General features: G+C 64.9%; 18 protein-coding genes, 1 tRNA gene and 8 pseudogenes. 7 read left to right on the plus strand and 20 right to left on the minus strand.

The window, feature by feature from the left end; translation table 11 throughout:
• Positions 1 to 152: 152 nt before the first annotated feature.
• The gene (locus OG462_RS44130) at positions 153 to 515 is read left to right on the plus strand and encodes a transposase (RefSeq protein ID WP_406053621.1); all 363 of its coding nucleotides are present in this window, start codon (positions 153 to 155) and stop codon (positions 513 to 515) included.
• A gap of 219 nt (positions 516 to 734) precedes the next feature.
• Complete coding sequence (locus OG462_RS44135; RefSeq protein ID WP_406066288.1) at positions 735 to 1,583, plus strand: IS5 family transposase; 849 nt, start codon at positions 735 to 737, stop codon at positions 1,581 to 1,583.
• 82 nt (positions 1,584 to 1,665) lie between these two features.
• Here the strand turns inward: OG462_RS44135 and OG462_RS44140 are convergent, their stop codons facing one another.
• Both OG462_RS44140 and OG462_RS44145 read right to left on the minus strand, forming a co-directional pair.
• The gene (locus OG462_RS44140; protein WP_406053619.1) at positions 1,666 to 2,538 is read right to left on the minus strand and encodes an IS3 family transposase; all 873 of its coding nucleotides are present in this window, start codon (positions 2,536 to 2,538) and stop codon (positions 1,666 to 1,668) included.
• The gene (locus tag OG462_RS44145) at positions 2,535 to 2,843 is read right to left on the minus strand and encodes a transposase (protein ID WP_406053617.1); all 309 of its coding nucleotides are present in this window, start codon (positions 2,841 to 2,843) and stop codon (positions 2,535 to 2,537) included. Before OG462_RS44145 ends, OG462_RS44140 begins: the two co-directional genes overlap by 4 nt.
• 649 nt (positions 2,844 to 3,492) lie before the next feature.
• Between OG462_RS44145 and OG462_RS44150 the strand changes: the two are divergent.
• Positions 3,493 to 3,645, plus strand: a pseudogene (locus tag OG462_RS44150) (IS5/IS1182 family transposase); the annotation flags it as partial.
• Positions 3,646 to 3,773: 128 nt separating this feature from the next.
• Here OG462_RS44150 and OG462_RS44155 read toward each other — a convergent pair.
• From OG462_RS44155 to OG462_RS44205, 11 genes and pseudogenes are all read right to left on the minus strand, one after another.
• A pseudogene (locus tag OG462_RS44155) lies at positions 3,774 to 4,007 on the minus strand (IS5/IS1182 family transposase); the annotation flags it as partial.
• Positions 4,008 to 4,175: 168 nt separating this feature from the next.
• On the minus strand, positions 4,176 to 5,444 hold the full coding sequence (locus tag OG462_RS44160; protein ID WP_406066251.1) for a lanthionine synthetase C family protein: 1,269 nt from the start codon (positions 5,442 to 5,444) through the stop codon (positions 4,176 to 4,178).
• A gap of 1,227 nt (positions 5,445 to 6,671) precedes the next feature.
• Positions 6,672 to 6,922: pseudogene (locus tag OG462_RS44165) on the minus strand (integrase core domain-containing protein); the annotation flags it as partial.
• Between the two features lie 140 nt (positions 6,923 to 7,062).
• Positions 7,063 to 7,135: transfer RNA gene (locus OG462_RS44170), tRNA-Arg, on the minus strand.
• Positions 7,136 to 7,312: 177 nt separating this feature from the next.
• Entirely contained in the window at positions 7,313 to 7,600 is a 288-nt protein-coding gene (locus OG462_RS44175) for a transposase (RefSeq protein WP_406066253.1), read from the minus strand.
• A 214-nt stretch (positions 7,601 to 7,814) separates the two neighbouring features.
• A complete protein-coding gene (locus tag OG462_RS44180) occupies positions 7,815 to 8,783 on the minus strand; it encodes a tetratricopeptide repeat protein (RefSeq protein ID WP_406053614.1) in 969 nt (322 codons plus the stop codon).
• A gap of 898 nt (positions 8,784 to 9,681) precedes the next feature.
• The gene (locus OG462_RS44185; protein WP_406053612.1) at positions 9,682 to 10,929 is read right to left on the minus strand and encodes an MFS transporter; all 1,248 of its coding nucleotides are present in this window, start codon (positions 10,927 to 10,929) and stop codon (positions 9,682 to 9,684) included.
• A 1,304-nt stretch (positions 10,930 to 12,233) separates the two neighbouring features.
• Positions 12,234 to 12,590, minus strand: a complete 357-nt coding sequence (locus tag OG462_RS44190; RefSeq protein WP_406066285.1) for an STAS domain-containing protein — start codon at positions 12,588 to 12,590, stop codon at positions 12,234 to 12,236.
• 70 nt (positions 12,591 to 12,660) lie between these two features.
• Positions 12,661 to 13,122 carry an ATP-binding protein gene (locus tag OG462_RS44195; protein WP_406053610.1) on the minus strand — a complete coding sequence of 154 codons (462 nt, stop codon included), beginning with the start codon at positions 13,120 to 13,122 and terminating at the stop codon, positions 12,661 to 12,663.
• Between the two features lie 157 nt (positions 13,123 to 13,279).
• Positions 13,280 to 13,957: pseudogene (locus tag OG462_RS44200) on the minus strand (ISAzo13-like element transposase-related protein); the annotation flags it as partial.
• Positions 13,958 to 14,105: 148 nt separating this feature from the next.
• Positions 14,106 to 14,546 (minus strand): annotated as a pseudogene (locus tag OG462_RS44205) (transposase); the annotation flags it as partial.
• A 276-nt stretch (positions 14,547 to 14,822) separates the two neighbouring features.
• Between OG462_RS44205 and OG462_RS44210 the strand changes: the two are divergent.
• On the plus strand, positions 14,823 to 15,239 hold the full coding sequence (locus OG462_RS44210) for a peptidase inhibitor family I36 protein (protein ID WP_406066912.1): 417 nt from the start codon (positions 14,823 to 14,825) through the stop codon (positions 15,237 to 15,239).
• Between the two features lie 215 nt (positions 15,240 to 15,454).
• Here the strand turns inward: OG462_RS44210 and OG462_RS44215 are convergent.
• The 5 genes and pseudogenes from OG462_RS44215 to OG462_RS44235 form a co-directional block, all read right to left on the minus strand.
• Positions 15,455 to 15,980: pseudogene (locus tag OG462_RS44215) on the minus strand (transposase); the annotation flags it as partial.
• 114 nt (positions 15,981 to 16,094) lie between these two features.
• A pseudogene (locus tag OG462_RS44220) lies at positions 16,095 to 16,148 on the minus strand (winged helix-turn-helix domain-containing protein); the annotation flags it as partial.
• Entirely contained in the window at positions 16,133 to 16,510 is a 378-nt protein-coding gene (locus OG462_RS44225; protein ID WP_406053606.1) for a helix-turn-helix domain-containing protein, read from the minus strand. The pseudogene OG462_RS44220 and the gene OG462_RS44225, both read right to left, overlap by 16 nt.
• Positions 16,511 to 16,603: 93 nt before the next feature.
• Entirely contained in the window at positions 16,604 to 17,446 is an 843-nt protein-coding gene (locus tag OG462_RS44230; RefSeq protein ID WP_406053604.1) for an IS5 family transposase, read from the minus strand.
• A gap of 651 nt (positions 17,447 to 18,097) precedes the next feature.
• On the minus strand, positions 18,098 to 19,456 hold the full coding sequence (locus OG462_RS44235; RefSeq protein ID WP_406066254.1) for an FAD-binding oxidoreductase: 1,359 nt from the start codon (positions 19,454 to 19,456) through the stop codon (positions 18,098 to 18,100).
• A 673-nt stretch (positions 19,457 to 20,129) separates the two neighbouring features.
• Between OG462_RS44235 and OG462_RS44240 the strand changes: the two genes are divergently transcribed.
• Together OG462_RS44240 and OG462_RS44245 are read left to right on the plus strand one after the other, a co-directional pair.
• A complete protein-coding gene (locus OG462_RS44240) occupies positions 20,130 to 20,339 on the plus strand; it encodes a DUF1918 domain-containing protein (protein WP_406053601.1) in 210 nt (69 codons plus the stop codon).
• 9 nt (positions 20,340 to 20,348) lie between these two features.
• Positions 20,349 to 20,648: a hypothetical protein gene (locus OG462_RS44245; RefSeq protein ID WP_406053599.1), complete on the plus strand. Its 300-nt coding sequence runs from the start codon at positions 20,349 to 20,351 to the stop codon at positions 20,646 to 20,648.
• Between the two features lie 194 nt (positions 20,649 to 20,842).
• Here OG462_RS44245 and OG462_RS44250 read toward each other — a convergent pair.
• Positions 20,843 to 21,187 (minus strand): annotated as a pseudogene (locus OG462_RS44250) (IS701 family transposase); the annotation flags it as partial.
• Between the two features lie 1,192 nt (positions 21,188 to 22,379).
• On the opposite strand from OG462_RS44250, the gene OG462_RS44255 reads away from it, so the two are divergent.
• On the plus strand, positions 22,380 to 22,895 hold the full coding sequence (locus OG462_RS44255) for an ATP-binding protein (protein ID WP_406053597.1): 516 nt from the start codon (positions 22,380 to 22,382) through the stop codon (positions 22,893 to 22,895).
• Positions 22,896 to 23,398: 503 nt separating this feature from the next.
• On the opposite strand, the gene OG462_RS44260 is transcribed toward OG462_RS44255, so the two are convergent.
• Complete coding sequence (locus OG462_RS44260) at positions 23,399 to 23,671, minus strand: helix-turn-helix domain-containing protein (protein ID WP_406053595.1); 273 nt, start codon at positions 23,669 to 23,671, stop codon at positions 23,399 to 23,401.
• Between the last annotated feature and the right edge of the window lie 15 nt (positions 23,672 to 23,686).

The raw sequence follows: 23,686 nt of genomic DNA on the forward strand, positions 1-23,686 counted from the left end.
CCGTGTCCGGACCCGTCTGCACGACGTCCTTCCGGCAGAACTGCGGGCGGCCGGTCTGCCGGACATGAACGACGCCGCGGTCGACGGCTCCCACGTCAGGGCCTCCGGAAGGGGGCGCACGCGGGATTTACGCACATCGACCCCGCCTGCCCGTGCAGCAGACACCGTCTGATCACCGACAGGCATGCCACACCCCAGTCGATGCCGCTGCTCAATGCGATACCCCGCATCCGCGGGGTTCGCGGGCGACCGAGGCACAGACTGGGCTGGCTGTTCGCCGGCCTCGGCTACGACTCAGACAAGTACCGCCGCCTCCTGCGGGTCGCGGCATCACGCCCAAGATCGCCCATCGGGGGGTCACGCGCGGCTCCGGTCTGGGCAGGACACGATGGGTCGTCGAGCGGACCTTCGGCTGGCTCCACCAGTTCAAGCGCCTCCGGATCCGCTACGAGATACGCACCCCACAGGCTTCCGGATCAGCGAGGGCGCTGCCCATGCCTACGTGCAGAGCATGATCAAGCTTCTCGTCTCCGCAGGGCGGAGAAGGTCCTATAAACAAGCTAACCAGCGGTATGTACCGTTCGTCATGTCTCATCAGCGCTCTGCAACCAGCTCGCTCTCAGAGGGTGTTCGGTAGCGGTATCTCCCTATCCGCCCGATCTACGCTGAGGCGAGATGGACGTGTCTTTATGATCTCGTAGCGGGTAGCGCTTCGGGGCTGTATTGACTATGTGGTGACCGAACGACGTGCGTATCCCTCGGACTTGAAGGACGACCAGTGGGAACTGGTCGAGCCGCTGCTTCTGCAGTGGCGGGCTGCTCGGGTCGAGGGCCGGGAACCCACTACCGACCTGCGTGAGGTCGTCAATGCGATCCTCTATGTCGCCCGAACAGGGATCGCGTGGCGGTATCTGCCTCATGATCTGCCGCCTCACACGACGGTCTACGGCTACTTCCAGGCGTGGGAGGCGGACGGCACTACAGAGGAGATCCACGACACGCTCCGTGAACAGTTACGGAAGAAGAAGGGCCGCCGGATCCTGCCCACAGCCGCAGTGATCGACGCCCAGACGGTGAAGGCATCACCGAACGCACCGGAGGCCACGCAGGGATACGACGGAGGCAAGAGGGTCAAGGGCCGTAAGCGGCACATCGCCACTGACACCCTCGGGCTCCTCCTGGTCCTGATCGTCACCGCCGCCGGCGTGCAGGACACCAACGGCGGCAAACTCGCCGCCGACGAACTCGCCACAAAGTTGCCCACCGTGACGAAAGCCTGGGTGGACGCCGGATACAAGGCAAAAATGATCGCGCACGCCTCGGACCTTGGCATCGATGTGGAAGTCGTCTCACGTGATGCGGAGCAGAAGGGCTTCGTGGTCCAGAAAGTCCGATGGCGTGGGGAGCAGACTTTCGGGATCATGAGCCGGTACCGCCGCCTGCACCGCGACTACGAAGCCTTGCCGACCCGGTCCCGGTCAATGATCCACTGGTCCATGGTGAACTCCATGGCCAACCGGTTGACCGCCAGCCCGAACAAAACCGGGCAATATCTCCGCCCGAAACCCCCCGCGGCAGCCTAAAGCAGTACCGAACACCCTCTGAGAGCGTCCGCCAGTAGGTGGTGAGCTTGTTCCGCTTTGACGGACACCTTTGGTGTGTTGGTCAGGCCGCCAAGGCGGTCTCGTATTCGGCGGGGCTGCGGTAGCCGAGGCTGCTGTGGAGTCGGTGCAAGTTGTACCAGCTCTCGGTCCACTCGAATATCGCGGTGTGGGCTGCGGCCCGGCTGGGCCATGGCCGGCTGTCGCCGAGCTCGTTCTTGAGGGTGGAGAAGAACGATTCGGCGAGGGCGTTGTCCCAGCATTGGCCAGTGCGTCCGACTGACAGCCTGATGCCGAAATCTGTTGCCAGGGTGGCGAGTTCACTGCTGGTGTATTGGCAGCCGCGGTCGGAATGGAAGATCACCGGGCTGGCCGGGCGGCGGGTTCGGCAGGCGGCCGTGAGGGCGTCGGCGACGAGTTCGGTCCGCAGGTGGTCGGCGGTGGCCCAGCCGACGACGCGGCGGGAGGCGATGTCGATGACGGTGGCGAGGTAGAGCCAGCCCTCGTCGGTGGCGAGGTAGGTGATGTCCCCGCACCAGCGGGTGTCGATCGCGGCGGGGTCGGGCTGGAAGTCGCGAAGCACCAGGTCAGGCCGGGTCACCGTGTGCGGGTCGGGAACGGTGGTGCGGTGGCGGCGCCTGCGGTGCCGGCCGGTCAGGCCGGCCTGTCGCATCAGACGGGCGACCCGGCGCCGCCCGCAGCCGGCTCCTTCACGCTGGAGGACAGCGTGGACGCGCGGGGCGCCATAGGTGCCGCGGGACTGCTGGTGGACGGCTGTGATCTGTTCGGTCAGCTCGGCGTCTCTCACCGAACGGGGGCCGGGGGTGCCGTTGCGGCGGGCGTAGTAGGCGGTCCGGGAGACCTTGAGGAGTTCACACGTCCGTTTGACGGTGTGACCTGCTGTTTTCTCCGCCTCGGTGAACGGGTCCACGTTCACCGGGTCTCCGTCGCGAAGAAAGCCGTCGCACGCTTGAGGATGTCGACGTCCTCGCGCAAGCGGCGGTTCTCCCGCCGCAGAGCCGCCAGTTCCTCGCGTTCGCTGCTGGTCAGGCCGTCACGTTCACCGGCGTCGACCTGGGCCTGGCGGACCCAGTCGCGGACCGCGGTCTCGGTCAGGTCGAAGTCCTTGGCGACCTGACCGACCGAGCGGTCACCCCGCCGGCCCAGCTCGACGATCTCGGCCTTGAACTCCCACGTGAACGAGCGCCGAGGACGCGCCTTCTTCTTCCCCATGCTCTCCATGATGAACATCATCCTTCCGGGGCCCAAGCCCCTGATCTCCGATGTCCGTCAAAGCGGATCAAGCCCACCGCGTCGGTGAGTCGTTGGACTGGTCATGGGTGGGGACTCTCGGCCTTGGATTATTCGGACGGTTTCTGGGAGACCACGGAGCCGTTGATCCTGCCCGCTCGGGTGCGACCGCAGGGCGGCAGGACGCAGGGCACCCTCATAGGACGCTGTTCGCCGCGATCGTCTATGTGCCTGGTCGGAGCTCCTGGCAGGCTCTGCCACCCTGCTTCGGCATGTCGGAGTTCACCGTCCATCGCCCGTTCCTGATCTGGTAGCGGGCCGGAGCGAGGGCCGGCTCCACGAAGCGGTTCTGCGCCGACTCGACGACGCAGGCCTGCTCGATCTGTCCCGAGCGGTCCTCGACTCAGCCCACGCCCGGGGCGAGAAGGGCGACGAACGCACAAGTCCGAGCTTCGCGGACCGGGGGAAGGCCCGGTCCGAAGTGCCTGCCCTGCGGGACCGCACAGGACTGCCCCTGTCGTGGCAGCTCCGCTGGCAACGTCCACGACAGCAATGCCCTGAAGCTGATGGTCGCGGGACTCCAAACGAATCACGACCAGATGGCTCCGCCCCAAGCACATCCCCCCGCATCGCCCGCTAAGGCATCGAGTTGAAGGAACGCCTCAGCCGACATCGCCGGTTCACCGAGCGGACCCCCTGGCTGACCGGCTACCACCGCCTCAACATCCGCTACGAACTCACCCCAGCCAGCTACCTCGCCTTCCTCGGCATCGCCGCCACTCTCTGCCACTAAAAACGCCTGCATCGCCACATGGGGCACGGTATGAGGTCTGATGTCGCGGGCGCGGAACAGGCGTCGGTTTTGTCGCAGTCCTAACCGCGGTCGGCCGGGGTGTGGTGAAGTCGTCCCTGGTGGCCTCAGATGCGGGGTATCGCGTCCCGCAAGGGCATCAGCCGGGTGACGTCATGCCAAGTTTCCACTGGTCAGCGACGCTGCGAAGGGAGTCGTGTGCCGGTCGGTGATCAGGTGGTGCTTGCTGCCTGGTCGACCGCGGTCGACCAGCGAAGGGCCGGTGTGCGCTCCTCTTTGAGGGCTCTGCCATGCCAGCCGTCGTCCATGTCCAGCAGGCCCGTCTTGCGGAGTTCTGGCAGGAGAGACCTCGTGCAGGCTGTGGCATCCGACACGAGATTATCTGAAACCTGCAGAACTCCGCTGACCGTTGGCCCAACTGTCAAACCCCCGAGCGAAAGTCATTCTGAAGTGATCAGGTAGTTGGGCATCGTTGCATTTTTCTAAATTCTCAGGAGACCCTAGCTGAATCGCTAACTAAGGAGCAGCAGGGATGGCCACAATGAGTCTTCTTCGGTGGCGAAATCGTGGAGGGCAAGGGCAATACCGGATGCTCCGTAGAGCAGGTCGGACATCCCTTGGATTTCCGTTCCCGAGGTCGCCAGGTGCCGGAAGCCGAAGGGGGTGTCCGGGTCCCAAAGTCGCACAAGGCATTCGGCGGCCTGCTCGGTGACTGCGTGCAGGCGTGGATCAGAGGTGCTTCGCATCATACTCACCGCACAGCGGAGGATGCCGGCATAGCCGCAGCACACGTGCGGCCCGTAGGCGCCCCAGTCGGAGACGGGCTTATCTGCAAGCGCCGACAGTGCACTGACTCCGGACTCGACAAGCACGGGATCGCCAAGGGCCCGTCCGGCCATGTACAAGGCACTGGCTATACCCGATGAACCGTTGCACCAGCGATCGTTGGCCACGCTCGGAGTGGAATCTTCCACCCCGGTCCGCAGTCGGTCACCGCTCACTTCTCGAGGCCATTGCCAGGTTCCCGGGACTCGGTGCTCGAGCAGCCAGTAGGCCGCATAGTTCACGGACTCTCGCGTTCCTACGGCCTCGAATCCGCTGTCCAGGGCGATACACAGGAAGGCAAGCGGCCCGGCCACTCCGTGCGCCATGCCTGTACTCGCGCCTCCGGAAGGTGCCTGAGGGGCGAAGTGGCTGCGAACGCCGTGGGGCAGCCACCAGTGGGGCATCTGTCTGACAGGCGGAGACAACAACCATGTCACACTCTGTAGTGCCGCCGCGATGCCCGGTTCGGCTCCCGTGTGTCCGGCAGCCCAGGCACGAAGCAAGGTACGGCCTAAGCCAGCCAGGCCGCTTACAGCGTCGTACTCCTCGATGAGCATCCCGGCGGAGGCGTCGTCCACAGTACGTTTCCGTGCTTGGTCGGACAGTTCGATCACGTAGCGGCTCAGCCACCCACTGCCAGAGTCAGCAAAAGACTGCAGCTGGACGTCTGACGTCTTCCCGAGAATGAGTGCTGTGGTCAGGGCGCCGATGCTCCCTTGAAACACATTGTTCGGCCCCGCGGGCAATTCTCCGAGAACGGTACGCATCAGGGCCGCGACGGACCCCGCGGCGTGAGGATCGCTCTGTGTATAGCGCGCAGCCAGCAGAGCGCAGCCAGGTAGCGCTATGTGCGCCGGCACGGGATGGGTCCGCAGCAGCACTTGCTGCGGGTCGGCTAGCCGTCCGGCCACTGCGGCGGCAATCTGGGCAGCGCTGGTGGCGAGTTCGGGCCGCATATCAGTCCTCCGCGTGTGATGCCGAAACAGAGCTGCGGCGAGCGGGGGGAAAGAGCACGAGAAGCCTCTCCGCTGCCGGGGACTGACGCCTGCCAGGAGGCGATTGCCAGCTATGCCGAGCAGCTGAATCAGTTCTGCCGAGCAAGTTTCACCGACACAGAGCAGGCCCTGAAGTAATCATCTGACTCTGATACGGGCGACGAAAGCTCTGCACCGGCGGTGTGTAAACTTCGTTAATTGCGACGCTTCCGTTACGTTCCAGCAGAGGCTGGCTGACCGTAACGGAAGCGTCGCCTGGTCGGGAGTGAGGTGACCTTCAGGCGTAAGAGAAGCGCAACGCCCATCCAGCTCATGAGCCGAGCACGGGAGGCCCAGAGCCACGAGCCGCGAGTATGAATGGACATGGCGAGCGGAACCATCAGGCTTTTGAGATGGTTTCACCTTTTCCATAAATCTGCCGAACGACATCTTCAATCCCTCAAAGAAGGAGTGAACGGGATTGGTTCGCAGACAGCCCTCTGCGAACCAAGCCTACTTCCGAGGGTCCGGGGCTACTTAACGACTAGGCAGTCGCGCCCGCTCGGCGTAGTTTGCCACTGGTCACAGGTGTATGGTAGGCAACACGGAGAACCGCCGCTGGGCGTGGTGAAATTTGGCCAGCAAGGCTGCTTGTTGAGCCCGACCTCGACTGGTTCGGTCTCCGGGAGAAGTTGCAAGTCCTCAATTTGAGGCATTAGCGCTCCAGTTATATGATCAGGGTCGAGAGTGATTGAGTCGGTGAATGTCACCTTCTTTATTATTCTCACAGAGTTGGATCGCCGAGAAGAGCATCTGCTACCCCATGAGCTTCCTGGAGCCGCTTCCGTTGTGCCGTACGGTTTTGGGCTGGTCGCAGAGCGTTGACAGGGCATGACGAACGGGGCATGCCGCTGGATTAGTCGGCCACCACGCCTTGTCTGAACTGCGGAGACACCCTGGGTCCTCCTGTCTGCCGGATGCGATGCCAGCGAGGAGCTCGCTCCGAGACCTGTCGGCCCTCCAGCGACGTGATCGCCATCGTCACCACCTCCAGGTGTCCATACGACCGGGCTCGCTGCACGCTGGTCTACCTGCGGAAACAGGACACCCTTGACAGATCGCTGCTGGTTTCGGTGTCAGCTTGTCATGGCCAGGCGCTATGGGGCCTTGACCCCGAAGCCTGGACACGGGTTGTGCGGCTTTGGTCAGCGTAGTTGATGTTGTTGCGGTTGCGGTTTCGTAGGCGGTGGGGCTGCGGTGTCCGAGGTGTGAGTGGCGTCGGCGGGTGTTGTAGCGGTGGAGCCATCGAAATGCGTCGAGGCGGGCCGTGCGCTCGCTGGGCCAGCTCGTGCGGCCTTGGAGCGTCGTCGTTTGAAGGCGGCGTTGAAGGACTCCGCGAGCGCGTTGTCAGCGCTGGATCCGGTCGCGCCCATGCTCTGCCTCACCCCGGCTGACCTGCAGGCTTAGGCGAAGGACCTGCTTGGGTTTCAGCCGGACAGATCCAGCCATCCGAGGCCCTCTCCCTGGCGCCTCCGCCCTCGGCCGAGAACTACCTCTGACCAGCAAAAAGACCCCTCCCGAAGGAGGGTCTTCCGTCGTGCGCCCCCGGCAGGACTCGAACCTGCGGCCAAGTGCTTAGAAGGCACCTGCTCTATCCACTGAGCTACGGGGGCCGGTTGGGTGGTCGAGCGGCTGATCCTGGTGGCTTATACCTCAGTCACATCCGCCGAGCGCCACGGTACGCGGTCGATACTCCCTCCCCATTCCTCTCACAATTCCAGGAAAGGGCTGTCGTCACGCCCTCGGTCGGAGTGGTGCAGACCGGCTTCAACGCTTTCGGCGGTCTTGTCCTACGCCTGACGGCTGGCGCGACAAGACCCGCAAGGGGTGGACGGCGAACGTTTGCGTGACGGTCCCAGGCGGGACCTGGCCAACCGCGTCGGCCGGCTCTTCAGGCCGTCGCAAACAAGCATGAGGACATCTCCGACGCCGCGGCTCTTCAGCTCGGTCAGGACACGGAGCCAACGCTTGGCGCCCTCGCCGACGGCCGCAAAACCGAGAATGTCGCGGTGACCTTCGGCTGTGACCGCCAAGGCCATGTGGATAGGCCAGTGAGTGACCGCGCCCGTCCCTTCCATGGCACGATCCGTGATCGTCTGCTTCGACTAGGGCGGAACGGCCGACGCCCAACCGCAGCCCGAGCATTGCATGTGGCAGGTCATGCCGCAGACGAATCAGCGTGACGCCGACCCGGTCGACGAACACCAGCCGATGCCGGGGCACCGGCACCCTGCCGTGGGCTTTCTCGACCCACCTCGACCTTCGTGGCGGCCGGTCGCCAGTGTGGGCTCATCAGCATGGCAGGGAGTCCAGGGTTCGGCGGGCCTTGAGAAGCGTGGGATGGTCTGGACCGACTTGCGGGACGAGGATGTGAACCGCGTGTTTGAGGTATCGCCGGGCCCGGTCCGGTTCGTCGAAGGTGCGGTACAGGAGACCTCCGAGGTTCACCAGCGTCATCGCAATTTCAGGATGCCCGCCCCCCAGTAGCCGCAGCTTGATGGTCAAGGCCTGGACGTTGTCGGCAAGAGCCTCTCGAACCGCGCCTCGACGCTGCTCCAACGCCGCAAGATTGTGCAGTGTCACTGCTCTCTCGTAGTCGTCCCCGGCAGCCTCGAAGATCTTCAGTGCCCGACGCAATTGCATTTCTGCCTCGTCCAGACGACCGCAGCCGGCAAGCAGAGGAGCCCAGGCGGCGATATCGGCGGCCACCAGTGGATGGTCGGGACCGTGCAGACTCTGGCGGATCTCCACCGACAACGCGGACCACGGCTCACCTGTCTCCGGATGGCCGCGACTGTGCTCCAGTCCACCGAGGTTGTGGTACACCGTCGCCACAGCATCATGCTGAGGTCCGTACACACGATGAAGGATGGTCAGCGCCCGGTGATAGACCCTCTCCGCATAGATGAAATCTCCGGTGTACTTCCCCACCACGCCCGACTGGTTGCACAACCGTGCCACCTCGGGCGAGTTCCTCCCGTAGAGGGTCTCTGCTGTGCCAAGCGTCAGCCTCAACATCAGCGACGCGCGACGATAATCACCCGCCACTCTCCAGAACTCCGCAAGCTCAGCCTGTGCCCACAGGCGAGCGTGAGGATCGTTCTTCTTGGAGAGGATAAGCGCGCGCAGGGAAGCCTCCGGAACTGAAGAATCCGCAGGTCGCGGCGTCCGGATATCGGGCATGACCACCTCGCTTAGGATCCGTTGAGATGCCGGCAGGTACAGTCCACTCAGATGGACCGCTTTCACGGAACGGTCCACATTCAGATGTAACCATTTTCATTAATTATGAAAGAGGGTCGATTTGGTCGGGTGAGCAACAAGTACTCATTCGCTGCGTCCTGTCTCGAACTCTGCAGCCTGCGTTGCGGAGCACCGCGGGCCGCAGCGTCGCTATCGGTCGGCAGGTGGTGCGTTGTGGCACAGACTTCGCCTCCCTGAGGATGGAGCGCAGTGGTCCGCTCCGCCCCGTGCAGGCCGCCACGCGCGGGCAGGACGCTGAGCCGCCGGATCCTTGACCTGCGCATGGTGTGGCTTTACGCCTCAGCTCGAAGTCGATGAGGGCTGTGCGGCCTGTTGCGGGATAGGACCCACGGGGCTCGTGCCCCGAAGCGGGGTGCCGTCCGCGGCCGCGGTGGACGCGCAGAGCGTGAAGCCTTCGAGCAATCTCGTCGAAGCCAGCCAGCACGTCGATGCCGGTAAGAAGATCAAAGGGAGGAAGCGTCACCTGATCACTGACACCACCGGTCCTCACCGTCCTTGGCATCGCCGTGTCGGGACATGGCTTCGGCGGCGACAAAGGGAACTGACCGAGCCAACTCGGGTACATCCGAATGCGACCAAGGTTGTCCGGCCGACGGCGGCTACCGGACCAGTGCTGTCCAGTATGGCGCGCGCCTCGGGATCGCTATGGAGGTGGTGGACAGACCGCGGGTGAAGGGCTTCGAGCCGGTACGCAAGCGATGGGTGATCGAGCGGACTTTCGGCTGACTGATACAGCGCCGCCGCCTGGCGCGTGCCTACAAAGCCCCGCCGGAGAGATCCTGGACGTTGATCCACTGGGTCATGGCCAACAAGATGAACCGCAAACTCACCGGAGAATTAGGACCAACCTGACGAATCGAAACGGACATCCCACTCACAACCGCGGGAATATTGATCAGGTGCCCTCTTGATCGGTCAGGGCGACAGCAGCAGAGGCAGATCCGGTTGCACGGTTCAGAGCTGATGCTGCAGACAGCACCGCCGGGGCTGCAGCGAGCATGAAACACACCGGCAGCGGGAGGCGGCCCAGCAGCAGCCCCGTAGCGGCCGTTGCACCTGCTGAACCGGCATTGCAAGCGGTATTGACCCAAGCCCCCACCCGTGTTCGGGTGTCCGACCCGGCGGACTCGTCAGCGATCAGATATGCGGTCGTCATGACCGGGGCGACGAACAGTCCGCACAGAGCTGCCCACGCGATAAGCACAGAGACATGAGAAGAAAGCCCGGCCGTAGCCAGGGACGTCCCAAGAGCCGCGGCAAGAATCGACAGCCGCTGCACCCTCGAGGCGCGCCATGAGACAGCTCCATAGAGCAGGCCTCCGACCGCACTGCCTGCGGACAACGAGGCCAGGATCCAGGCCACTGTCTCAGGGGCGTGATGTTCGTCAGCGAAGGCGATCACAAGAAGATCGAATGCCCCCAGACACACACCCACCCCGGCCGAGACTGCGATCGCCCGGCAGAGGTCAGGGGAGCTTCGCACCGACAGCCGCTGCAGCGCGGCAGGCTCTACGGTGGACACAAGCTCCTTGGACAGCCCCTGCCTGGACAGAGACTCCCCGCGATCGACTTCCGGGAGGACCGCGGGAGACGAGACCAGGAACAGTGAGCCGACCAGCATGAGCGCAGCGCTCACGGCAAGGCCGACGGAAGGGGCTGTGACTCTTCCCAGCAGACCAGCCAACAGCGGCCCCGCGACAAAGAGGAGTTCCTCGGCAACCGAGTCCAGGCTGTACGCACGCTGCAGCATCCGCCTATCAGGAACCAGGTTGCTCCACACTGTCCGCATCACTGGACCGAGCGGCGGTGCGCTGGAGCCGGCAGCCGCGGCCAAAAGTCCCATCAGAACCCTTGAAGCGTCGGACCACAAGGCCGCGAATGCCAGCCCGCTCAACGCCAGTGCGTAAGCAGCGCCCATCGGTGGGAGAGCCCGACGGGGCCCGTATCGGTCGACCAGACCAGCACGGGTCGGCGAGAGAAAGACGCTGGTCAGCCCGAACAAGCCCATAACGGTGCCGGCAACGGCGTAAGAGCCGGTGGTCTCTTTGACCGCCAAAACCAGCGACAAAGACACCATTCCGTATGAGAGCCGACCTGAAAGCGCCGCACCGAACGTACGGCAGGCATACCGGGTGCGCAGCACAGCCGCATACGACGGTGCCGCAGAAGACGAAGACACGAACTTGTTCCTCTGAGGGACAACGCCGAACCAATGGGTTCAGCGCATGGGCAACAGCGAGGAGCATGGCCATCCGTCGGGCTGGCGCCGGCTCTGGAATCCTCGGTCGCGGCCCATACTCCAAAGCACTGCGTGTCACGCAGCTGATGCCGACTGCGCCGGACTGATGTCCCTCAACATCCGAAGTCCTCCCCGGGCGTAGGGCCTCGCCCACAGGGTCGCACCGGCTTTGCCACTGACTGCGCTGGCATCAGAACGCGCTACTCCGCCTGTTTGCACCGATCCGGTGACACTGCCTTGGCCAGAGACTGCGCCAGTTAGCTCTTCGGCACCCTGCCGTTCGACGTCCCGCAACCTCCAAACGGCGAACCACACGCTCCTCAACCAGTACTGCCGCGCTTCCCCAGTGGGGCGAATTCGGGGATGTATCTGCTTCATCAAATGACCGGAGTCCGGGAACGTCGTCCGCGCTCCGTGCGCTCACGATTCGAAGGGCCAGCCTTTCTGGGCTGACCCTTCTAGACAGCTTAAAAATATGAATCTGGGCTGCGGCCCCGTTACCCGAGGTCTACGGCTATGCCCCACGAGTGATTCGAGTGTTGTCCGGTTGCGGTACCCGCGGCAGTGGTGTGGACCGGGCTGCTGGTAAGAGTCGAAATACTCAGCAAGGGTGCTGCGATGGCAAGGGCCAGGATCGTAAGAGCCCTCTTTCTGGATGCCAGCACACAGTCAATGATGTCTAGCAATTCTATGCTCCTATCTCCATTTTGATTGCAAATCTTATCCGGATCGAATGAACTTTCACCTGGGTAATCAATGCTTATTTTCAGGCATGGGAGGGAGTCGCCCGCAGAGTAGCTGACCGCCGCCCACGCACTCGTCTGCCAGCTGCTCAAGCGCACCAGCCCCCACGATCCGAAACAATCGCTTGACGCCTATCGGCCCTGATAATCTTCGATGAACTGGCAGCGGTTCACCCGCATGTCTCGGCGAAAGGCTTCGCAGCCCGCCGCGGGATCGCGCGTTCCTCTGCCAGCTCGCGGAACCGTTTGCGCGCGGGTAGTGCCCTCGGACTCGAACGGAGACTCGAGCACCGGAGCCGCCTCAGCCCGTCCTCGGGGCCAGCCTGCTCCAGCCGTCCGGCTCCAGTCCCGCAGTGTTTCGGGATTGACCCACTTGATCCCCGATCGGCGGCGCTTACTTGATCGTGGCCCCGAGCCGCGACTGATACAACGCGACCGAATCCGCAGCGTGTGCTGTTCCGGGCGTCACTCTTGGAGAACACGCGGGGCCCAAGGAACGACGGTCTCTAGTCGGGCGAGGGTGCGGTGAAGATTGGGGTGAAGGTCTGTGAGGTGGAGAGTTGTGTGAGCGGCGCCGACCCGGTGGGTCAGCCGCTGTAGTGCGCGCAGGCCCGTCATGTCACAAAAGACCAGCCCGGTGAGATCGAGACACAGGGCTCGTGGTTGTCCTGCCAGCGCTAGGGACACGGCCCGGTCGACGATCTGGACGGTGGCCAGATCAAGTTCACCGTCCAGGCGGAGCAGAACCGTATGGCCCCACCACACGGTGTGTGCCTCCAGCAGTTCGTCTGCTCGCACGGCCGCCTCCGGCTTCACATGCATCAAATTGGTTCGAGTTCTCCTTCCCCAGCATCCGGGGTAGGTGGTGGCTGCTCCGGATGCCGGGTGGGGGTCAGGCCGTAGCGAGGTCAGCCCAGTGGTCGATGAGCCCGGCGAGGTCGTCGTGGTCGGTTCCGGTGTGGTCGGTCAGGGTGGAGACGATCAGGTCGCCGCGGCCGTGCTCGTCATCAGATCGGTCGGCGGCCCAGCTGCCGGGATCGGCTCCGGTCCGGGCTCCACCGTCGGTGACATGGATCTGGATCCCCAAACCATCGGTGGAACCGTGCAGGTGCAGCACGACCGGAGGAGATGCGTGTGTGACGGCATTGGTGACAAGCTCGGAGATGACCAGCAGCGTGTCGTAGATCCGATTCTCGTCCAGCCCCCATGCCTCCAGAGCCGGACGGACGGCATGACGGGCGGTCGCCGGCGCCAGCGGTCCGTGTTCCACAGGCAGGCTGAACACACGCTCACCGGCCAGCACGGCGTGCAGCACAGGCGCTGCTGCTCCGATGCGGGAGATCGTGGTCGTCATCGGGATCACTGCCTGTCCAGTGGGTCGGGAGTACCTCTTCCGGTACTTCCAGCACACTCCTCCGCAGCACACAATCCCTGAGCAAGCAATACCCATATGCGGATAAATCGGCACTGCTTCGGTCACCTGTCCCCCACGACCTAGGGCTCGCAGAGAATCAACATGCTGACTTGATCTCCGTGGTGCTGCTGTTGGTGAGGAACGCGGTGACGTCGGCGGGTGTGCGGAACCTGGCTGTCGAGGGTGGGATGGTGTGGCCGTTCCCGGCCAGGAGGGGCCGGACTTGGTGAACGGCCCTGGTGATGGTGCTGGCGTCGACTCCGAAGAGCTGGGCGATCAGGTCTCGGGTTCCGAGTTTGCGCAGGTAGAGCACGGTGGCCAGGACTCTGTCGGGGGTGGTCAGCTTGTCCTTGGCGCCGGCTCCGCGAGCGCGGAGGCGTTCGCCTCCTCGTTGCTGGGGCCGCCCGTGTTCACGTAGCTCATCGAGTTGGTGGGACAGCTCGCCGACGAGTTCGTCCAGCACCGGTTCTGTCATGCCGGTCAGTTCCGGACTGCGCAGACCGCCACCGCAGCACTGTGAGGGCAGGTCCTCGTTTGGCCTCGGATCCCCGGCCGCCCCGGCCGTGTCGTGCCGTTGCGGGTGGAGGGTGTAGTTCCAGCCGCCGTGGAAGCGGTGCCGCTGCATGGGCAGGGCGTCGATGTCGCTGTCGGTGACCTTGACGCCGGTGTCGTATGTGCCCGGGTCGAGTTCGGCATGGACTGTCAGCCCGGTGTGGGTGGTGGTTGCTTTGATGCTGTTCACGATGACGTCGTGGCTGGCCAGGGGCCTGCCTCGCTGGATCATCCCACCCTCGCGCGATTGCCCCTCAACCGCTATCACGCACCAGCTCGTAAGGGCTCGCAGAGAATAAACTTGCGTGTTTTAGGCCTTGACACAGCAGGTCAGCGCGTTGCTCGTCCGCGTGTTGTTCTTCTGCGAGCCCTAACAAAGGGACGTGTCGGTGGATGATGAGGCAGGTGCCGAGGCCGAGGAAGGCTTCGTGGATGTCGTCTCGTCGCGCTCAGCGGACGCGTAGGCCTCGGAAGCCGTGCAGTCAGGCGATCGTCTGCTCGACGACCCAGCGGTGCATTCCGAGGCCTGAGCCGTGTGGGATGCCGCGGCGGGCGATGACCGGTTTGATGCCTTGGGCCCAGACGAGACAGCGGTACTTGTCGTGGTCGTAGCCCCCGTCGGCCACTAGCATGTCCGGTCGGCGCCTCGGCCGGCCGACCCGGCCTGCGACTGAAGGGATCTTCGCGAGCAAGGGCATCAGCTGGGTGACGTCATTGCGGTTGCCGCCCGTCAGTGACACCGCGAGCGGGATGCCCTGCCTGCCGACGAGGACGTGGTGCTTGCTGCCCGGACGTGCTCGGGCGACCGGGGCCTGCAGGCGCCGATGACAACTTCACTAGGCGCACCCCGTCAGACCACCACGATCGAACGTCCAGGGTTCGATGTCTAGCGTCAGTCATGCCGGACATCGTTAGGTAAGCAATGCTCTGCCTATGGCCTGAGGGACATGCTTCAATGCGTCTAAGCGCATGGAGAATCTTCATGCCGAATCAATGTCGCAGCGGGCAAGTGCATTTATGCTACTGCCCGAACTTTGCGCAATAGATTTCAAATGCTTGCTATCGAAGCAGCGTTGGATGAGGTTCAGATGAATACGTTTAAGCGAGTCGCGGCGGTCGCTCTGTCCGCTCTCGCCGTTACTGTTGGCTCCATATCGGCAAGCAGTGCGGCTAATGGGGTTTGCGGTAATGGCGATTTTTGCCTGTATAAGAATACCAACTATTTGGGCGGGGTCTACGATTACTCCGCCGTAGTCACCGAAAACTCTTACGTCGGAGATCAGTTCTACGGCGCCGGAACTGCAGTAAACAACAGCGCAAGCAGTAGCGTGAACAAGCATTCAAACTACATCGTTTACGCTTACGAGTCCTCATTTCAAGGAGGAGACTTCATTCGCCATCGCCCGGCAGGAAGCGGATGTGTCTCTGGAGAGTGCCCCGCCTACAGCAGCTTGGGATGGATCAACGATACTATCTCCTCGCACGACGCTATGTGGGTTCCGTAAAGAGTGATTCTGCCGGTGGGCCCACACGGCCGAGGCTGTGACAATGGGACTCTCGAGTTATAGCAGGGGTGCCTGGTATCCGCGACTGTTCGACTCGAGGGCTTTCATGCCGATTTTGCGCCGCACTTGTTGGACGCTCTATTCCTGCTCCGGTGAACGATTCGCTGGAACAGATCACACGGCACGTCTGGCATTACTGAGGTTTCAGGGCGGGTCGGTGGTGCGAGGGCCAGGCCGGTAGCGGTGAGGCAGCCGGCGATGAGGTGGGGCCGGAGTTGGATTCTGCGTAACTCGCGGCGGAGTGTGCGGTCGAGGTCGGCGGGTGTGGCGTAGGCGGTGTTGGCCATCGCTCTGCGCACGAGTGACCAGGCGGCCTCGACGGGGTTCAAGTCGGGTGCGTAGGGCGGGAGCCGGACGGTGGTGAGCCAGCCGTGCTCGGCCTCGTACCGTTTCAGTCCGGCGGCCAGGTGGGTGTTGAGGTTGGCCCAGACCACCACTATCGGGCTGTCCAGCTGGATGTGCGCGCGGACCAGCAGGTCGCGGTAGTCCTTCCAGGAGAAGCCCTTGCGGGCGCCCTTGAGGAGGAGATGGGTGCGGGGCCGGTGGATGAGACGGCTCTTCTCACCGGGTTTGTAGCAGCACAGGGCGGCGACCGAGGTCCGGCGGCGGGGACCTGCCGCGGACGCGGATGACGGGTGTGTATCCGCGCCGGCCCCAGGTGCGGGCTCGCGGCGGCGTCATGGAGAATCCGGCTTCGTCCTCGAAGACGATCCATGCCCCGGACGCCGCCGCGAGTCTCTTCGGCCACATCGCCTTCTTCCACAGCTCTACCGCGTGCTCGTCGCGTTCGAGGGCTCTGCGGGCGGGTGCCTGCCAGGACCAGCCATGCCGTTTCAGCAGCCGCCACACCTCGCCACCGACAGGCTCACCCGCAGACGGCGGCGGATCACCGTCTGGACCCGGATCAGAGTCCACCGTTCATCCTCGAAACCGTGTGCTGACGGGCCCTTGCCGAGTTCCTCCTCGAGCACGGTGAACTGGGCGGCAGTGACGGTCGGGGAGTTCGCCGGACCCGCCGAGCGCAAGGCCTCCATTCCGCCCTCGCGCCAGGCGCGTCGCCAGCGTTCCACCGACCGCACGCTCACTCGCAGCTCTTTAGCGATCACCGCAGTCTTCCCACCCGCCGCGAACCGCCTGCCGGCCTGAAGCCGGATCCCCTCACGAAACGCCCGACGCTCAGCGGGCAGGCCCCCACCCTCTGGATACCTCACCTCACCGGCATACCGCAGGGATCATCAACCGTCACTACCTGACGACAACCCGAAAACCTCAGTAGCTTAGAGTTCGCGCTGATAGGTGTGCGGTCATGGTCGGCGATTCGGGCGTTCGTCCCAGCGGTGAGTCGTCCATGCTTGTCGGATCAGGCTACGCACGGTGATGATCGTGTCGGCGAGGTCGAAGAATGTGTCGATGACAGTGGTACGCCGCTCGTAGCAGCGGGCGAGCCGGTAGAAGGCGTTCTGCCAGGCGTGGGTGCGTTCGACATGCCAACGCTGACTGGCCTGGATGGGAGCTTTCTCGCCTTTGTGTGCGATGCGTCCGTGCAGGCCGCGTTCGCTGAGCAGTGCGCGGGTCTTGTCGGAGTCGTAGCCGGCGTCGAGGTGCACGGTGATGTCGTCGGGTAATGGCCTCAGGTTGTCCAGACGGTCCAGGGTAGGGGCGAGTAGCGGGGAGTCGTGACGGTTGGCGCCGGCCAGGACTCGGCCCAGTGGAATGCCGTATCCGTCTGTCATGCCCGAGCGTTTCAGGCCCTGTTTGCCGCGGTCGACTGGTGAGCGTCCGGCCACCTCGCCGCCTCCGGGCGCCTTGGTGATGGAGCCGTCCACGGCGATTTGATCGAGGACGAGGCCGACGATCCGGTCGTAGGAGTTCAGTGCGATCCGCTTGAGCTGGGCGAACGCGCCGAGTCGTATCCACTCGTCGCGGCGGCTGCGGATCGTGGTGGCTGAGCAGGTCGTGTCGGCGATCGCTTCGTAAGAACAGCCGAAGCGCAGCAGTTGCAGCATTTTGTCGAAGATGATCCGGTCACTGACGCGTCGGCGGTGACAGCCGAGTGGATGGTCCGGGTGGTACTCCGGCCGCTCGGGCAGCAGAGCCACGAATTGGTCCCAGAGCGGTTCGGTAAGCCATGATGGCGGCGCGGGCACAGGTCTCCCTAGTGATCACAGAGCGTCGCAACTCCATGATCGCTGGAACCTGTGCCCGTTCTGCTGCCGGGGTCCCCAACCTGCCTATCAGCGGGACCTCTAAGCGGGCCCTCTCGGCGCTGCCCCAATTGCGGATGAGATGTTCCCGCAGCGCGCGGCTGGTTTCGGTGTACACAGTGATGGGCGGTACATGAACGAGACTAGCCGAGGTTCTGGCCGCGTGGGGCCGGGCCTGCATGAGACCCCGTGAACGGGCTGGGTGAAGGCGACTCCGTCATTGTCGACGGCACCCTCATCCGTACCGATCGGATCGCCGCGGATGAACCGATCGATCGGGGCGGGTCGGCGAAACCGACAATGCCCTGCTGGAGAGCACGATCGGCCTGTTCAAGGCCGAGCTGGTCAAACCCCGACGGCCGTGGAAGGAACTGTCCGGCATGGGACTCGCCACCGCCGAGTCCGTCGACTGGCAGAACTACTGATTGCACGGTGAGGCAGGCCACGTCCCACCGGTCTAGTGCGAGAACATCCACTGCCGAGCCACCACGAAAGCCCAGGTCGTAACCATAACTGAACTGTCTGCGCAACCCGGAACAGTTCAGTTTTCGACGTGGGAGAGGTTCTTGGTCGTGTCACGTGCCCGGGGTCGGGTCATTGGAGCAACGGTACGAGTACCGCTGCGGGGTCGTGGCGGTGTTGAAGCATACGGAGTCGGGCCAGGTTGCCGCCGTATGCAGCCCGCGTCTCGGTTTCGGTTTCGGGGAGGCCGGGTCGCAGTTCTACGTTGTAGACCCCGACGGTATGAGCGGCCAGTGCCCGCAGCGTGTCGCGGGCCCATGCTATGCAGGCTTCGCCGTCGACGGCGTCGTCCCAGATCGCGTTCACCGGGATGCTCCATTCGCTGGCTCTGCCCCAGAACGCGGTAGCGGTGTCGTCGACGTCGGCCAGAGCCCCGCCGGTGTGCTGGAAATCGATGCGGCACGCCCGCGTGGGTGCGGTATGGATCCGGTCGGCAAGGGTGTCGGCGGCCGCGGCGTCGAGAGTGGGACCGGTGAAGGCCGCCTTGCCGAAGAACGAACCACGCGGTCCGTCGCCCGGCTGGGGCAGCCGGATCGGGTTGGGTTCCGCGCCGTCGGCACCGGGGATGGCGAACTCGGGCAGCCCGGCCGGATAGCGGCCGGAGGTCTCCGATCGGTGGAGCGGCGAGGAGCCCGCGCCGGCGACGACGGCGGAGGCCGCTGACCTGGCCTGCCGGATGGCGCTGTCGTGCTGGCTCGAACAGGCGGTGTAGAGGAGCAGGACCGGCTCGTCGGGCGAGAGGGAGGTGCGGCCGAGGACTGCGCTCATCGTGGTGTGTCGCGGGAGCTCGGGAGCGATCCGGAAGTAGGTGGCGAGCGCGTCCAGGCCCACCACTGCGCGGTCGACCCAGACCGGGCCGATCTCGTGAGTCCGGAACACGGCGGAGGTGACTACCCCGACGGAGGGCGCGCCCCCCTGCACCGCCCACCACAGGTCGCCTTCGTCGCCCGAGTTCCTCTCCGAGAGGTGGACGACGTCACCTGACGGGAGCACGAGCTCGACCCCGACGAGGTGATCGAGGGTGAGTCCCAGGGATCTTGTCAGACAGCCGACCCCTCCGCGGGTGGCCATTCCAAGGCCGGTGTGGCCGACGACGCCGATGGGCACGGCACGCCGCGCCGGGGCGACGGACCTGAGCATGGTGGTCATGGTCGCACCACCGTCGGTGACCACTCGGTCTCCGTCCGGACGGGCGGCGGACAGATGCTGCGAGAGGTCCAGCATGATGGCTCCGTCGGCGACACAGTTCGAGCTCAGACCGCCGCCACGCACGGCTACCCGCACTCCCGCCGCTGTCGCGGTGCTCATGACGCTCGCGACGTCGTCGACCGTGCGGGGCGCCACGACGCACGTAGGCCGTCGACGGCTGGCCTCGGGAAAGAAGACTTTCGCCAGTGCGTTCCCGTACCCGGCGGTGCCAGGCGCGTGCACCCCTGATCCGAGCCTTGATCGCAACTGCCCGACGATGTCGTCAGAGGGGCGGACGCGCGCGCTCAATGGGGCGTCCAGGGGCGGGGGTTGCCCGGGGAACGGACGGGGAGTGCGGGGGTGTCATAACAGGTCACGGTGGCTCCGACTTCCCGGTGATGGGTTTCGGGCAGAGAGCCTTCGGTTGTCCCAGATGCACAGAGAGGCGACTTCGGAAGAGTAGAGAAGCCGAGAGCGGTGCACAAGAGTTCGGGGCCGAGCGGGACCGGCCTGCCCACGGAGCTTGGGCAGCTCCACGGCCGTGGGGTCGCTGCACGAACCGCTCTCCGGCGTCGCAGTTCACATACCGGCCCCCGTCCGCCGGATCAGGAGTCGATGAATGTGGTTGACGCTGGCGCCGCAGCATAGAGGCCGGTCTGGCGTCCGCCAGTAGGCGGACCGGCTCAAAGCGACCTGGCCCTGGGGCGGTCCGGGTACACAGTCGGCGGTGAATTCTGGTGGTAGCGCGACTCTCTCAGGAGTCTCGCCTCACCATGATCTGTACAAGATCAACTCAGTGCGATCGGGGCCGAGGCGGCGAACAGTGACGAGGTGCGAGGGTCGTGTAACTGGGGTCACACTGGGTTGATCCATCAATTCCCGGCTGTGGCCGGGACGTGCTGAGAAGAGGTCGCGCATGCGTGTGAACGTGGGTGATGTGCTGCGGTTCACCAGCCACAAGGTTGGTACTGCGGAGCACCATGCGGAGGTGTTGGAGGTTCTTGGGGCCGGGGGCGAGCCGCCGTATCGGGTGCGCTATGACGATGGCCGCGAGACGGAAATTTTCCCGGGCGTCGACTGTGTGCTCGAGGATGCCGTGCATCTCAGATCCCCGCACGTCGACTGACCTGCCCATATGGTGGTGGTCCTGTCTTCTTCGTGTTCGTCCAGAATGCGGGTGGTGATGGTCGTGAATGATCGGGCGGTGTCGGTCAAGGTGACTTCGGGCGGCTATGTGGTGTCCTGCCCGGGCACGCGGGTGATCGGGTGGGGGCCGACGGAGGCGGCTGCCTGGGAGGACTTCTGGGCGGCGGTGCGTGCTGACTGGAAGTCGCCGGAGCAGGACACGGTCGCCTCTCTGGGCGGGCGGCTGCCACCTGGTCTGCCCAGGTGGCGGCGGGTGCGCACGATTCGGGTGCGGGACCTGTTCGGCTGACCGGCGAAAGGGGATCCGGCCTCGGAGCTGAGAAGGCGGCGATCTGTGACGGTCTTTGTCGTGATGGTTGGGCAGTTTCTTGTGGGGGTGTGTGACCGCGTCGTCTGTAGTGGCTGGTGCGGGCTTGGTGTTGTCGTCTGCATCGCAAGTGTGACCAGTGCAGGACGGGCCGATGGGTATGGGGCGGCGGTGGATCAGGCGTCGGAGTCCGGGGAAGCTGAGGGGGACGAGGTCGGAGGATCCGTTTCTGCTTTGTCGGTGTCGAGCGTGTGGGCCCGTAGGACGGTGAGGCGGCCATGGCCTGGGTCATGCGGCGGTGCCAGCCCGGGTGGCAGCGGACCTGGTAGTCGGCCAGGCCGCATTCCTGCTTGGCGGCCTGAGGCACTCCTGGACCACTCAGCGGCTGCCGGCGACGTGGATCAGCTGGTCGAGGGCGGTATCGGCAGGGTCGTAGGATTCAGGCCGCGGCGGATGATCACCCGGTGACGGTATTCCCGGTGTCAGGGCCTGACTTCCACTCGGGCCTGGTCGAAGACGCGGGGTCACGGGCGCCGTTCCCGGTGGGGTTGTTGTTGATGCCCGGTCGTGAGCGGGTGAGCTGAAGGCTGTGCATGGGCGGCTCGTCCATCGTTTCTTCAGGTCGGAGCCGAATCGACGCTTGCGTGTATGTGGGGTTGCACTCCGCTCGAGTGCATCGATTCGCGCTGCGGGGCGTGCTGCCAGGGCGTCAGGTGGCTCGAGCAGGCCGGGAGATGGGCGGCGGCGATTCGCGGTGGCGTCCGGTGGGGTGTAGCCGTCAGCGGGGGCCGGTACTACTCACGCTCACGCCCGGAGTGACCACGCCGATGCTGGGCGGCTGTGTGGGGCTGCCAGGCATGTGCCGGTATATGTGATGGCGTCAATGGAGAGGGTGCCGGGCAGGGGCGATGGCCGTGGAATCGGCACTGGGGGAGTCCAGGGGCTTCCATGTCGCGAGTCGAGGGGCGCGGCGTGCTGATCTGGGCGACGTCGGTGTGCTGAGTGTCGCAGTGGGCAACGGCATGCAGCGGGTCGTTCATGTGCCGACTTGGAGAACACCTTCAGTGCGTGGAGTGCCGCGTCTGCGGCGGTGTCGCCATCCCGACGCGGTTTGTCATCATCACGTACCCCGTCCGGCTCTTCATGTACGTCGGCCGGTTGCCTCGACAGTCTGCACCACACCTCACCATGCGGCCGACATCGGCTTCATCCCGATCAGGGAATGCCTGCCAGTAGTTCTGGCCTCGGTGTGCGCGGTCAGCTTCTCGGCGCCACTGTCTCCGGCGCCTCCGATCGCGTGGGTAGCCAACCGGTGACCTGGCCGCCGGCGGCGCGTTGGTACGACGATGAGGCGAGCCGATCTTCACCGCGCTGACCGTCCACTGGGCCGCCACAGGCGTGTCGTACCGGGTACCGAGGGACTCTGAGCGGACCATGTTGACAGGCAGCCCTTCCTGGCCCGGGCCGGCAGAGGCCGACGGGTACGGGCACTCCCACCTTTCCCGCACCCTGCCGCACCGGCCAGTAGCCCCGAATGGCCTGCCCGGCGCAGCCGGACTGCCGCTCCGCAACAGCATCCGATGGGGCATTTGTTCATTTTGGGTATTGGTTGCTCAGTGATGACAAGCAAAGCGGGAGGAAGGTGGTCAGTGGAGGGATATCCCGGACCCGCCTCCCGGACCACAAGAGCAGTTCCTCGCGGAAGTGATCGCCATGTATGCCACCACTGTTCTCGGCACCCTCACCGGCCGGTCCGGCGGCGCGGGTGCGCGACCGCAGGCCGCGGAGACCGGCGCCGGTGACGCCGGCGTGGCGCGCATCCCCGCTCCCCGTAAGCCTGCTGATGACGACGTCACTCAGATGCTGGAGCACCGCCCGGAGGCTGCGGGCGACGCCCGGCGCACCGCCCAGGCCGTTCTTGAGGCATGGAGGGTGGACCCGGAGACGGCCGAGACTGTTGTACTGGTGGTCTCGGAGCTGGTCACTAACGCGGTCGAACACGCCTGCGCCCCGCTTCATCTGCATTTGCACCGCGAGCGTTGCGGGAGCCGGGTGTGGGTGGGTGTGACCGACGGAGGCCCCGCCCTGCACGATGGCGCGTGGACCTCCTCGTGCGGCGAGGGCGAGCACGGCCGTGGGCTCGGCATCGTTGAAATGCTGGCCGACGCCCACGGTACGCGTCGCCACACCGGCGGTTCCACCCACTGGGCACGCCTCACGGCAGCCTGATCCCCTCCAGACCCCGGCCCCGCACACCTGACAGATCAGGGGCCCGGTCGGCACCAGAGGACGCGGCGTGGCGGACCAGCCCCCGGCGGTATCCCCAACGTTTCCCCGCGGGTCCCGCCCGTCGCCTTGCTCGTGGCCTCGCAGTGAAGCTTCCCGCCTTCAGAGGTCTCCGAAGCCGCCCACAAAGTCGCAGCCGAGTCGCCCCCGCCTCGAAGCCGCCATCGATATCGCGGTGACTCGCGCTGGTGCAGCAACCGACCGATGAAGGGCCGACACGACGGACTGCGGGGCACCGCCCTGCACGAGATCCGCGACTTCGAGCCCGACAAGCTCGGCTGGCTCTTTCAGGTATAACTCCTGGGATCGCTGATAGATCAAGCGCGCCTATGCCCATCAGCTCATGGATGCTGCGCCCGTTCTCGCCCGGATGGCTGCAGCGGGCAGACATGCCTCCGCCAACGAGATGGGCACGAAGTCCACCACACCTGCTATCAGATGTGCGGTCAAGGCCCGAAGGGCTCATTCCTGCCCTGACGTTCGGCGACGACGAAACCGGCTGAATCCGGATCAGGGCCCGGCGTTCGTCGTCGAACCCGTGCGCTGCCGGGCTTTTGCCGAGTTCCTCCTCCAGCGCCGAACCGGGCATCGGCGACGGCCGGAGAGTTCGCCCGACCCACGGAACACGAGCCCTCCATGCCGCCCTCGCGCCAGGAACGACGCCAGCGCTCCACCCACCGCGCACTCACCCGCAAATCCCTCGCGATCACCGCAGTCATCTCACTCACTGCGAA

Origin of the sequence: Streptomyces sp. NBC_01077 (assembly GCF_045162855.1) — a bacterium.
Classification (GTDB): Bacteria; Actinomycetota; Actinomycetes; order Streptomycetales; family Streptomycetaceae; genus Streptomyces.

Bases quoted from the DNA above. Each gene is read 5' to 3' on its own strand.
- OG462_RS44145 (WP_406053617.1), bottom strand. From the start codon at position 2,843: ATGGAGAGCATGGGGAAGAAGAAGGCGCGTCCTCGGCGCTCGTTCACG.
- OG462_RS44240 (WP_406053601.1), top strand. From the start codon at position 20,130: ATGCGTGTGAACGTGGGTGATGTGCTGCGGTTCACCAGCCACAAGGTT.
- OG462_RS44175 (WP_406066253.1), bottom strand. From the start codon at position 7,600: ATGGAAGGGACGGGCGCGGTCACTCACTGGCCTATCCACATGGCCTTG.
- OG462_RS44210 (WP_406066912.1), top strand. From the start codon at position 14,823: ATGAATACGTTTAAGCGAGTCGCGGCGGTCGCTCTGTCCGCTCTCGCC.
- OG462_RS44160 (WP_406066251.1), bottom strand. From the start codon at position 5,444: ATGCGGCCCGAACTCGCCACCAGCGCTGCCCAGATTGCCGCCGCAGTG.
- OG462_RS44255 (WP_406053597.1), top strand. From the start codon at position 22,380: ATGTATGCCACCACTGTTCTCGGCACCCTCACCGGCCGGTCCGGCGGC.
- OG462_RS44190 (WP_406066285.1), bottom strand. From the start codon at position 12,590: ATGCATGTGAAGCCGGAGGCGGCCGTGCGAGCAGACGAACTGCTGGAG.
- OG462_RS44195 (WP_406053610.1), bottom strand. From the start codon at position 13,122: ATGACGACCACGATCTCCCGCATCGGAGCAGCAGCGCCTGTGCTGCAC.
- OG462_RS44245 (WP_406053599.1), top strand. From the start codon at position 20,349: ATGGTGGTGGTCCTGTCTTCTTCGTGTTCGTCCAGAATGCGGGTGGTG.
- OG462_RS44260 (WP_406053595.1), bottom strand. From the start codon at position 23,671: ATGACTGCGGTGATCGCGAGGGATTTGCGGGTGAGTGCGCGGTGGGTG.